General features: G+C 62.6%; 12 protein-coding genes. 5 read left to right on the forward strand and 7 right to left on the reverse strand.

All coding sequences use genetic code 11. The features are described from left to right. On the forward strand, positions 1-525 hold a 525-nt coding region (locus ACTHL0_RS22690; RefSeq protein ID WP_440569197.1), incomplete at its 5' end, for an EAL domain-containing protein. A gap of 12 nt (positions 526-537) precedes the next feature. On the opposite strand, the gene ACTHL0_RS22695 is transcribed toward ACTHL0_RS22690, so the two are convergent. Beyond that, positions 538-1,863 (reverse strand): hypothetical protein, encoded by a 1,326-nt coding sequence (locus ACTHL0_RS22695; RefSeq protein ID WP_440569199.1) that lies wholly within the window; start codon positions 1,861-1,863, stop codon positions 538-540. Positions 1,864-2,181: 318 nt separating this feature from the next. On the opposite strand from ACTHL0_RS22695, the gene ACTHL0_RS22700 reads away from it, so the two are divergent. Next, positions 2,182-2,457: a DUF3820 family protein gene (locus tag ACTHL0_RS22700; RefSeq protein ID WP_440569201.1), complete on the forward strand. Its 276-nt coding sequence runs from the start codon at positions 2,182-2,184 to the stop codon at positions 2,455-2,457. A 36-nt stretch (positions 2,458-2,493) separates the two neighbouring features. On the opposite strand, the gene msuE is transcribed toward ACTHL0_RS22700, so the two are convergent. The 5 genes from msuE to ACTHL0_RS22725 form a co-directional block, all read right to left on the reverse strand. Beyond that, positions 2,494-3,069, reverse strand: coding sequence for an FMN reductase (gene msuE / locus ACTHL0_RS22705; RefSeq protein ID WP_440569203.1), 576 nt, complete (start codon positions 3,067-3,069; stop codon positions 2,494-2,496). Positions 3,070-3,132: 63 nt separating this feature from the next. Then, the gene (locus ACTHL0_RS22710) at positions 3,133-3,897 is read right to left on the reverse strand and encodes an ABC transporter ATP-binding protein (RefSeq protein ID WP_440569205.1); all 765 of its coding nucleotides are present in this window, start codon (positions 3,895-3,897) and stop codon (positions 3,133-3,135) included. Then, positions 3,894-4,715: an ABC transporter permease subunit gene (locus tag ACTHL0_RS22715; protein WP_440569217.1), complete on the reverse strand. Its 822-nt coding sequence runs from the start codon at positions 4,713-4,715 to the stop codon at positions 3,894-3,896. The genes ACTHL0_RS22710 and ACTHL0_RS22715 overlap by 4 nt, the downstream gene beginning before the upstream one ends. A gap of 102 nt (positions 4,716-4,817) precedes the next feature. Next, positions 4,818-5,975: an FMNH2-dependent alkanesulfonate monooxygenase gene (gene ssuD / locus ACTHL0_RS22720; protein WP_440569207.1), complete on the reverse strand. Its 1,158-nt coding sequence runs from the start codon at positions 5,973-5,975 to the stop codon at positions 4,818-4,820. Between the two features lie 19 nt (positions 5,976-5,994). Next, positions 5,995-6,990 carry a sulfonate ABC transporter substrate-binding protein gene (locus ACTHL0_RS22725; RefSeq protein ID WP_440569209.1) on the reverse strand — a complete coding sequence of 332 codons (996 nt, stop codon included), beginning with the start codon at positions 6,988-6,990 and terminating at the stop codon, positions 5,995-5,997. Between the two features lie 542 nt (positions 6,991-7,532). Between ACTHL0_RS22725 and ACTHL0_RS22730 the strand changes: the two genes are divergently transcribed. Both ACTHL0_RS22730 and ACTHL0_RS22735 read left to right on the forward strand, forming a co-directional pair. Further along, a complete protein-coding gene (locus tag ACTHL0_RS22730; RefSeq protein WP_440569211.1) occupies positions 7,533-8,066 on the forward strand; it encodes a ComEA family DNA-binding protein in 534 nt (177 codons plus the stop codon). A 36-nt stretch (positions 8,067-8,102) separates the two neighbouring features. Next, positions 8,103-8,606 (forward strand): YidB family protein, encoded by a 504-nt coding sequence (locus tag ACTHL0_RS22735; RefSeq protein WP_440569218.1) that lies wholly within the window; start codon positions 8,103-8,105, stop codon positions 8,604-8,606. A gap of 140 nt (positions 8,607-8,746) precedes the next feature. Here ACTHL0_RS22735 and ACTHL0_RS22740 read toward each other — a convergent pair whose 3' ends face one another. Beyond that, positions 8,747-9,502: a ProQ/FinO family protein gene (locus ACTHL0_RS22740; protein WP_440569213.1), complete on the reverse strand. Its 756-nt coding sequence runs from the start codon at positions 9,500-9,502 to the stop codon at positions 8,747-8,749. Between the two features lie 308 nt (positions 9,503-9,810). Between ACTHL0_RS22740 and ACTHL0_RS22745 the strand changes: the two genes are divergently transcribed. Further along, entirely contained in the window at positions 9,811-11,097 is a 1,287-nt protein-coding gene (locus ACTHL0_RS22745; RefSeq protein ID WP_440569215.1) for an ABC transporter substrate-binding protein, read from the forward strand. The last annotated feature ends 94 nt before the right edge of the window (positions 11,098-11,191 follow it).

The following is an 11,191-nucleotide window of genomic DNA, read 5'->3' on the forward strand; positions in this document are numbered from 1 at the left end:
GCCTTGCATGTGGCAGTGAATGTATCGGCACGGCAGTTGCGCCAAACCGAATACAGCGAGGACGTGATAGCGATCCTTGCCGATAGCGGCCTTTCTCCGCACTTGCTCGAACTCGAGCTCACGGAGAGCCAACTGATGGCAAACATGACCGCGGGGGTCGAGGCGATGCGCCAATTGCGCGCGGCCGGCGTTCGTCTGTCGCTCGACGATTTCGGCACGGGCTACTCCTCGCTGTCGTACCTGCAATCGTTCCCCGTCAACAACCTGAAGATCGATCGCGCTTTCGTCAAGCCGTTGCCGCAAGGCGGACAGCCGATCGTGACCGCCATCATCTCGATGGCGCACAGCTTCGGGATTGCCGTCGTCGCCGAAGGCGTCGAAGACGCGGCACAACTGGCCTGGCTCACCGACGCCGGCTGCGATGTCGTCCAGGGCTATCTGACCGGCAGACCGATGCCGTTCGAGCGCATCAGCGATTTGCTGCGAAACGAAAGCGAATGCGAAGATTCCGAGCCCTTGGTTTAGGGCCGTACGCGCCTACAGATCGGCGTTCGACGCGGTAAACGCGCTGAACGCCGTATGAGTCGGGTCGATCGGCGCGAGATCGTTCATGACGATCCCGTACGTTTGGTCCCCGCTGATCAAGTCGTAATACATCACCGCCTGGATACCTTCGTTCTTGCGCGCCGCGTAAAAGCGCTGCAATTTTTGTTGTACGTAGCCGGCACGGAACTGCTCGTTTTCCTCGGGCGCCGCGTTCCACTCCGTAATCATGAATGGCACGCCGTAGCGGGCCTTGCAGTACACCGGCAGGTTGAAGCCCGGGCCGGCGCCGTCGATGCCGATACTGAAGATGTCGCCGTACGGCTGGTAGTTGTGCCACGTGGTAATGTCCCAGCGCATCTTGCGATAGCCGCCCGACCCGTCCGGTTGCTCGCCATCCCAGAGCATGTCCGATGCGCCAATGTCGGCCACCGTGAAGTTCACGCCGCACTTGGCGTTCGGCTGCACCGATTTGACACCATCGATCATCCCTTGAATCGCACCGCGCAGGATCGGCCAGTTCGCGTTGTTGAAATCGCGTGGCCCCGTGCCCGCCTGAGTGGAATTCAGGATGATCGCGCGATCGCGCGTGAGTTCGTTGCCGCATTCGTACATCGAAATCCCGTGCGGCGCCAGCGCCTTGGCGACCGTGACCGCGCCCGCGCGAGTCGCGAAATAAGCCGCGCTCTCGCTCGGATAGAGATTGCCGTTTGCGTCGCGCAAACCAAAATTGAGCATCGGCAACAGCGTGAATCCAACCGAACGGAACGCGTCGGCCAGCCCGATCAGCGCGTTCACTTGCTTGGACGAGGCATCGCAACCGACGCGATAGCTGGTGCACCCCAGCGATTGCAGCGCCGTAATGAGCTGCTGCGGCGTGAACGGATAGTCATAGTGACCGTTGATGCCGTAAAAGCCGCCCGCGGGCACCGTGAGCGCGATGCGGGGATCGGCGCAAGGCAACCAGCGATTGGCCCACGTCATGACATAGAACTGGCCTCCCGTGCCGCGCTGGTAAATCATGCCGCCGTACCAGAGCAAGAGACTCACATTGTAGGAGTCCTTATCTTTTACGCCGTTCTTGTAAATGAATCCGTTGTTCAGCGTCCATACGTTGGCGAGGTGGTCGACGATCGAGGTTGCGGAAGGAATGACCGCACCGTCGGCCGACACGGCGGTAGCGGTAGTGCTTACCGACGTCGTGCTCGTAGTATTGCTCGCAGCGATAGCTTCGCCCGCCCCTGCGCCACCCAATGCAACGAGAATGTGTCCGCCCGTAAGGGCGGCCGCATGGCCCAGGAATCGACGTCTCTTCATCATCGCGTAATGCCTCCATGATCAGCAGCAAATGAGTGGGTACGACCCTTGCGAGGTCGGCCACTCTGACCATGACCGCGCCGAAAGAGTTCGGCGCGCGGGGCATTTTTTTCTGCGCGAAGTCTGCGTTTCTCTTCGGGGCCCGTTCGTTGTTACATCAGACATTCATATGGCGAAACACGCTTACGTCCCCCCTTTTCATCTCGCGGCATGGCGCAGGGGTATCATGCTGCGGTCGCTGATTGCGCATCGTCGAGCAGATTCGCCCCGGCCCGGCCTGATGTCGCGACGGCCGGCACCGCCCTGTTCCCGCATGTACTCATGGATTCGCACGACCTCGAACGTCTCGTTACGCTCGCCATGCCATTCGGCAAATATAAAGGCCGGCTGATGGCCGATTTGCCCGGGCATTACCTTAATTGGTTCGCACGCGAGGGGTTTCCGCCGGGAGAAATCGGCCGCCTGCTCACGCTCATGCAAGAGCTCGATCACAATGGCCTGCGGCCGTTGCTCGACCCGCTGCGCAAGCGCGTGGCGCCGCTCGGTGCCAATGCGCCGCGGCGGGCCGGAACGGGTGAAAGCGATTCGCAGTCCTAATCAAGGAACGATGATCGATCGCGCGTTCGTTTCAGTTCAGGCAACCAGCGCATCGGGCGATGAAATCCGCTCGCTCCTCGCCCTCAGCCATGGCTCGGCACGCTGCGCCGCCAGCACGATGCGCTCGCGCAGCGCCGCATCGGTCACCTCGTAGCCGGTAAAGTCGCGCGCCGACGCATACACGCCGATCGGCAACGTCAGCGCCTGAAAGAATCCGAACAGCGGCCGCAACTGATGCTCGAGTACGAGCGCATGGCGCTCACTCCCACCCGTGGCCGCCAGCACGACAGGCATCTCGACAAGCGCGTCTTGATGGACAAGATCGAAAAGATGTTTGAACAGCCCCGGATATGATCCGCGAAACACGGGGCAAGCCACGACAAGCGCGTCCGCTGCTTCGATCGCATTGAGATGCGACGCGATTTCCGCCGATGCTGTGCGGCGGTCCAACGTCGCGCCCAGATCGGCTGAAATTTCGCCCAACTCCACAACGTGCACGTCGAGCAAGACCCGCTCGGCGAGTTGAGCAACGATCGCATCGACGAGCGCCAGGGTGCGTGACGGACGTTGCAATCCGCCGGATACGGCTACGAGCTTGAGTTTCTTCGACATGTTGAGTCTTCCTGTTGATTCGGCTTGAACGGCACTACGTTTGAATCATGCAATCGCATCGGCTCAATCGACGAGCGCGGCTTCGGCCTGCGGCGCCAGCATGCGTTGCAGAACGCTTTCCTCGATCTCGGCGACAGAAGCGGCCGCACGCTCTCTTGGCCGTGCCAGCGGCACCGGTTCGTCGCGCGCGATTCTTCCGCGTTCCAGCAGCACGATCCGGTCGGAGAGGGTCACGGCCTCGTGGACGTCGTGCGTCACCAGGACCGCCGTCAGGCGATGTTCCCGCCACACACGGCTGACGAGCCGATGCATTTCCAATCGCGTGAGCGCATCGAGCGCGCCGAACGGCTCATCGAGCAGCAGCAGCGACGGGCGATGCACGAGCGCACGTGCCAGGGCCACACGCTGCCTTTCACCGCCCGAGAGCCGCGCCGGCCAGTCGCGCTCACGCCCGCCCAGGCCGACTTCACGCAGTGCGGCACGCGCCTCGTCGTGCGTGTTCGGCGGCCGGCCCAACATGACGTTGCCAAGCACCGTCTTCCACGGCAGCAAGCGCGCTTCCTGGAACATCATGCGTCTAAGCGTCGCCCCATTCGATCGCTCAGGCGGCTCGCCCGTGCCACGCACGTCGACCGTTCCTTCGTCGGGCGCATCGAGTCCCGCCACGAGACGCAGCAAGGTGGACTTACCGCAGCCGCTGCGGCCGATAATGGACACGAACGTTCCTGCCTCGATCGACAAGTCCAGGCCATCGAGCACGAGACGATTGCCAAATCGTTTGGAAATCGACTTCAACTGCACCGCGGGTTGCTCGACCGATGAACTCATGCCTTTACCCCGCGCCATTGAATGGGACGTTTGAGCGCTTTGGGCCAACGCGCGATAGACGCGGCATGTCGGCGCACCGGCTCGCGCGCGGTCCCGGTACCGTGCCCCTTCCCCTGCCACGGCAACAGCACCGCTTCCATGCCGCGCGCGGCAAGATCTGCCAGCTTGCCGAGCAACGCATAGAGCAGCACGCCCACGACGACGACATCGGTCTGCATGAATTCGCGCGCATTCATCGTCATATAGCCAATGCCGGATTGCGCGGAAAGGGTTTCCGCCACGATCAGCATGACCCACATGAGGCCGAGCGCGAAGCGCACGCCGACGAGGATCGACGGCAAGGCCCCGGGCAGCACGACGCTGCGATACAACGCCAGGCCGCGCACACCGTAGCTTTGCGCCATTTCGACGAGACCCGCGTCCACCGAACGAATCCCGTGGAACGTGTTCACGTAGATCGGGAAGAACACGCCCAGGGCGACGAGGAACAGCTTGGCCTGCTCTTCAATACCGAACCACATGATGACGAGCGGGATCATCGCCAGTGCGGGCACATTGCGCACCATCTGCACCGTTGAATCGAGCAATGCTTCGAGCCGCTTCGAGCAACCGGTTGCGACCGCCAGCGCGAAGCCTATGCCACCGCCGATTGCGAAACCGCCCAACGCGCGCGCGGCACTGATTTGCACGTCGGCCCACATTTCTCCGCTTTGTACGAGTGTCCATGCGGCACGCGCCACGGCCCACGGCTCGGGCAAGACGCGAGACGACAACCATCCGGTGCGCGAGCCGATCTCACATCCGATCAGCAAGAGCATCGGCACAATCCAGGGGACGATGCGCTTCACAATAAAGCTCCTCCTAACATCCAGCCACGAAACGATGAAATCGGCACACGCCGCGACGAGCGGCAACATCCGTCAGCTTTGCGCCACCTTCGGCAGATAGTGATTGCCGATCACCTCGCCGAACGGCCCGGACAGCGGGCCTTCGATGCCGCGCTGAACGTGTCCCGGCAACCGCGGAAACACGAGTTCGGCGAAGCGATACGCCTCTTCGAGATGCGGATAGCCCGACAAAATGAACGTCTCGATCCCGAGGTCCGCATACTGCGTCATGCGTGCGGCGACCTGTTCCGGGTTGCCGACGAGCGCCGTCCCCGCACCGCCGCGCACGAGCCCGACACCCGCCCACAGATTCGGATAGATCTCCAACTGCGCCCGTGTGCGCGCTTTGCCCTGATGCAAGGCGGCCATCCGCCGCTGCCCTTCCGAGTCCATTTTCGAGAACGCCGCTTGCGCACGCGCGATCGTCGCTTCGTCGACGCGGCTGATCAACCGATCCGCGGCAGCCCATGCTTCGTCCTCGGTTTCGCGAACGATGACGTGCAATCGGATGCCGAACTTCAGATTGCGTCCGTTCGCGCGCGCCTTCGCCTGCACGTCCGCGATCTTCTTTTCGACGGCATCGGGCGGCTCGCCCCAGGTGAGATAGGTATCCACATGCGATGCGGCGATCTCGTGCGCCGCCGGGGACGATCCGCCGAACCATAACGGCGGATGCGGTGTTTGCACGGGCGGATAGAGCAGCTTGCCGCCTTTCGATTTCAAATGGCGGCCGTCGAAGTCGACGGTTCCATTTTCATGAGCGGTGCGCAAGTGTTCGCGCCATATCGTCAGGAATTCGTCCGTGATGCCGTACCGCGTATCGTGATCGGCGAACACGCCGTCGCCTTCGAGCTCGGCTTGATCGCCGCCCGTCACGACGTTGATCAGCAGCCGTCCTTTCGAAAGCCGATCGAATGTCGAGGCCATGCGAGCCGACAGCGCCGGCGAACTGAGCCCGGGGCGCACGGCTACCAGGAACTTCAGACGCTGCGTGACGGCGATCAGGCTCGAGGCAACGACCCACGCGTCTTCGCATGAACGCCCCGTCGGCAGCAGCACGCCTTCATAGCCGAGCGTATCGGCGGCCACCGCGATTTGCCTGAAATAATCGAAATCGGCATTGCGCGCCCCTTCGGCCGTGCCGAGATAGCGCGTATCGCCATGCGTGGGAATGAACCAAAATACTTTCATGCGATGTTCTCCGCTCTTCTTATGCAAGCCATTGCGCGTCTTTGACGGCGATTGGTTTGGGGATCAGCTTCAATTCACTGAAGGTGTCGGCGATCGTCTGCTGCCCCGCCAGTACCGGCGCGTTCACCTGCGCGACACCGTATGAGGCGCGCCGTGCCGCGACTGCGAGCGTCGCGACATCCAGGCCGGTGATCGGCGCCAGTTCGCGCGCGATCTCGTCGGGGTGTGTCTTGGCCCAGGCATCCAGCTGTGCGAGGGAATCGATCACGGCCTGAACGACATGAGGCGCGGCTGTGGCGAAGCGGCGCGATGCCAGATAGAACTGAAGGTTATCGACGAGGCCGGTGCCGTCCGCCAGCACGCGCACCTCGGTGTGCTGCTCGATCGCGGCGAAATACGGATCCCAGATCACCCATGCGTCGATCCCGCCTTGCGTGAATGCGGCGCGCGCATCGGCCGGCGCCAGGTAGACGGGATGGATGTCGGTGTAGTCGAGTCCAGCTTGTTTAAGCGCGCGCACGAGCAAGTAGTGAACATTCGATCCGCGGTTCAGCGCGACCTTTTTGCCGCGCAGTTGCGACACCGACGTCAGCGGGGAATGACGCGGCACAAGGATGGCTTCGGACTTCGGTGCGGGCGGTTCGTTGGCGACATAGACGAAATCGACGCCGGCCGCTTGAGCGAAGATCGGCGGTGTTTCGCCGACGGTGCCGAAATCGATGGCGCCCGCATTGAGCGCTTCGAGCAATTGCGGCCCCGCTGGAAATTCGAGCCATGTGACCGCGATGCCTTGATCGGCGAGACGCTTTTCCAGCGTGCCTCTCGCTCGGAGCAAGACGAGCGTGCCGTATTTCTGATAGCCGATACGCAACGTTTTGACGTGCGTCTGCGCCAGCGCACCTTGCATCGGCGCGATCCCCAACGCGCCAACGGCCAATGAAACGCCGCCCCACAGCGCACGCTCGAGCAGACGACGACGCATCGGTTCGCGCGGGTCGGTGGTGTTCGAGGACATGACTTCTCCTTGGCGCGCCGGCGCCATCGTTGCGGGTTGACGAGGTGTATGAAACGGATCGGATTTGACGTTGCGGCGTAGCGGCAACCAGAAGCCTCAGTCTATGAAAGACGCGATACCGTGAGAACAATCGATTTCAGCTTTGCTCTCGATGAATCGTGATATGGGGCTCGTGCCCATGCCGGCCATGCACGGTGCAGGGGTGCGCGCGGCGTTCGACCGTCATCGGCCGGTCATCGAGTCATGGCGCAATGGGATCGCGGCACGGCAAATCCAAACAAAAGTCGCGCCAGCCAATACGAGGCCCGTTCGGCCATATACTGGGCGGCATCCGCCAAACGCGCCCGCACGTGTCGCACATTGCATGAGTTATCCCCATTTTCTGTTGGCAATGCTGTGGACAAGCTGCAGATTAGCGGCGTAAGTTGTTGATTGAATTAAGAGGGGAACCCCGTGCACGCAACTGAGGTGCACCGGTCTTTCGCGTGCTCTTCCTGTGCCGCTTCCCGTACCGTCTCATTCGTCGATCGAGAGTGTTCACTATGCTCAAAAAGCTCGTTTTGCTCTTCGCCACCCTCCTCGTCACGATGTCCACCGCGTTCGCGGGGCCCATCGATGCGAACAACGCCGATCAAGCGACGTTGGAAACGCTGAAAGGGCTTGGCCCGGTTAAATCTCAGGCGATCATCGACGAACGAACCAAGAACGGGCCATTCAAAGATGCCAACGATCTGGCGGCACGTGTACACGGGTTGGGGCCGAAGTCGGTCGCGAAGCTCGAAGCGGAAGGATTGACGATCGGCGGCTCCTCCGCGCCGCCGACCGGTGCGAGCGGGAAGCATGAGAAAGCGGCGGCACCGGCCGTATCGGCACCGTCGGTATCGCCCCCCCCAGCGGTCCAGCAAGTGCCGGAAAATGCCGGCAAGCATGCACCCCGGGCGGCGACGGTCGTCCCGCCTGCCTCGGCTGCCTCGGCTGCCTCGAACACCGCTTCCGGTACACAGCCGTCAAAATCGAAAACGAAAAAGCAAAAGAAAGACAAAGCAAAGGCAGGCTCGGCGGCATCGGGTACTTGAGCACGCCGCAGCCGGCACTCCCGCGCCGTACGGCGCATTTCCTGCGGCGCTCCACGATCGGACTGCGCCGCTTCAAGCAGGAGCATCATCATGGGTCTACTCGATGTAGTTGGTTCTTTTCTGGGCAACGCGAACGCGGGTGGCCAACAACAGAACGTGCTGACAGCAGTGACGGAACTCGTTAACAACCAGCCTGGCGGCGTTCAAGGGCTGATTCAACAATTCGAATCGCAAGGCGCCGGCAATGTGATTCAGTCATGGATCAGCAGCGGCGCCAATCAGGCCGTGTCACCCGCTACGCTTCAAAACGTACTCGGTTCGGGCCCCCTGGGCGACTTGGCGGGCAAGCTCGGCGTGACGCCCGAGCAGGCTTCGACCGTGCTGGCGCAAGTGCTGCCGCATATCGTCAATCATGGGACACCGAACGGCGAAGTGCCGGCCAGCGGACAACTCGATACCGCGAACGTGGTCCAATCCATCGGGCAAGCCGGGGGATTGGGTTCGCTGATCGAAGGATGGATGGGGAAACAACAAGGCTGAGCATGCGCGACGGGTAGCCCACGAGCGCGGATCGGCGCGCTCGCCCACTGCGCAGCACGGCGGAAGCGATCGGGCAACGCCCGGATCACTGCCGCCGTTTCCATCGTTCAGGCAGAGCGCCTACGAAAAACCGGGCGTGCTCAATTCGGGGAGGCGTCGCTGCCCGTTTCACCGCTTTGCGCCTGCTGATCCTGCGCGCCGGCATGGCTTGCTTCCGGATGTTCAGCATGCTCCGCGGGTTCGGCCACAGCGGCCGTTGCTTGGCCACCGCCAGGGTGGACATCGCCAGCTTGGTTCCCGCCAGGTTGGTCCCCGCCAGCCTGACCCACCGCCGCGCTGCCCGGATTCGGCTTGCCCTGCCCTTTGCGACGCCCGCCCGGGCCGCCCTTCGCCTGGTTACGCGCGAACGCCGCGTCCCGTGCCGTCACCGTACCCGCCGGGGCGCCGGACAAATCCACGCGCGCCGCGCCGTCGGCCAGGCACGCCCAGTAACGGCTGCCGCGACACCACGTGCTGACCGCTTCGCGAATTTGAGCCTCGGTGAGTTGCAGATCGGACGCCTGCGCCAGCAAATCGGCCAGGATACCCACCTTCAGCGGCACTTTCGGGGCCGGATTCTTCGGGAAAGCGGCCGGAAAGCGCTTTTGCAATGTGCCGATCACGCGCACGACGGGATCGACCGGCGGCGACTTCTCGCCCGTGCGAGCTGGCGCACCCGCCCGCACGGGCCGTGTCGGCCGGCCCGGCCGTTCCGTCTTCGCCACGGGCTTGCCGACGCTCTTGCCCGGCTGTTTTGCCGCTGGCGCGGGCGTATCCGCACCGCGCTCCTGCTGCTTCTTCGACTTTGCTTCTTTCGTCAGCTGCGCCTTGAGCGCAGCCAGTTGCTCGAAACCCATTGCTCTGTCCTGTCACCGCAAACCTGAATCGGACGACAATAGTATCAGCGTCGCCGCCGAATTGCCGCACACGCCGACATTGGCGGACGCAGGACCGTCAAAATCCGCCGCTTATACAGGGTGCTGCCGGGCAGGACAAAGGTAGCGCTACCGCCATCGCGGCGCCCGGCTTCTTCTCATTGACACCGCTATTGCGCTGCCCCGACAGGGTTCCTCCTAATGAGGATAGCGGCAAGATAGCGCTACCATCATTCGCCAGACAATTCCCCCACCCTGTCCGCCCTCGGCCGGCAATCGGAGAACCCTCAATGCGATCGACTCAGCAAGCGAGCGCCCAAGCGCGTCGTTCCTTCGTCACCTTGACGGCATGCGCCGCGGCCGCGTGCGCATTCACCATGAGCGCGGCGCAAGCGGCCTCCGTCGAGGTGCTGCACTACTGGACCTCCGGCGGCGAAGCGAAATCGGCCCAATTGCTCAAGCAGATGCTCGAGCAAAAGGGCGACACGTGGGTGGACTTCGCCGTCGCCGGCGGCGGTGGCGGGAACGCAATGACCGCTTTGAAGACACGCGTCGTGGCGGGCAATCCGCCTGCAGCCGCACAAATCAAAGGCCCAGCGATCCAGGAATGGGCCGATCAGGGCGTGCTTCTGCCGATCGACGATGTCGCCAAGGCCGGCAATTGGGACCGGCTTCTTCCGCCCGAGATCGCCAGCATCATGAAATACAAAGGCCAGTATGTGGGTGCCCCCGTGAACGTGCACCGCGTGAACTGGCTCTGGATCAACGCGCAAGCACTGAAGAAAGTCGGCGCTCAACCGCCGGCCACCTGGGATGACTTCTTCAAAGTGGCCGACGCGCTGAAGAAAGCCGGCATCACGCCGGTTGCGATCGGCGGCCAGCCTTGGCAGGAAGCCGAGACGTTCGAATCCGTCGCGCTCGGCGTAGGCGGCGCCGATTTCTACAAGAAAGCGTTCGTTCAACTCGATCAGGCCACGCTGAAAGGCCCGACGATGGTCAAAGCGCTCGAGACGTTCAAGCGCATCAAAACCTACACCGATGAAGGCCAGGTCGGACGAGACTGGAACATGGCCACGGCCATGGTGATCAACGGCAAGGCCGGGATGCAATTCATGGGCGATTGGGCCAAGGGCGAATTCACGGTCGCGGGCAAGGTGCCCGGCAAGGATTATCTGTGTGTAGCGGCGCCCGGCTCGCAGAAGGATTTCACGTTCAACGTCGACAGCTTCGTCTTCTTCAAGGTGAAGACGCCGGGCGTCGAGAAGGGACAAAAAGATATGGCGGGCCTGCTCATGAGCCCGGCGTTTCAGGAAGCCTTCAATTTGAACAAGGGCTCGATTCCCGTGCGGCAGGATTTGAGCCTCGCCAAGTTCGACGATTGCGCCAAAAAATCGTCCGCCGATTTCAAGGCGGCCGGAACGACGGGCGGGTTGGTCCCTTCATGGGCGCATGACATGCTCGTGTCCCCGGCTGTGGAAGGCGCGTTTTACGACGTGATCGGCAACTACTGGGTGAGCAAGGACGAAACCGCACAAGAAGCGGCCAATAAGCTGGCCGCGGCCGCGAAGACGGAATGATGAATTGACGAATCGGTCGAGCGACGGCCGCGCCTGCAGCCGCCCCATCGAAACCTGCGTTTCAGGGGCGCTCGCCGTTCGTGGCCTCGCGCAT

The organism is Trinickia sp. (genome assembly GCF_051961175.1).
Classification (GTDB): domain Bacteria; phylum Pseudomonadota; class Gammaproteobacteria; order Burkholderiales; family Burkholderiaceae; genus Trinickia.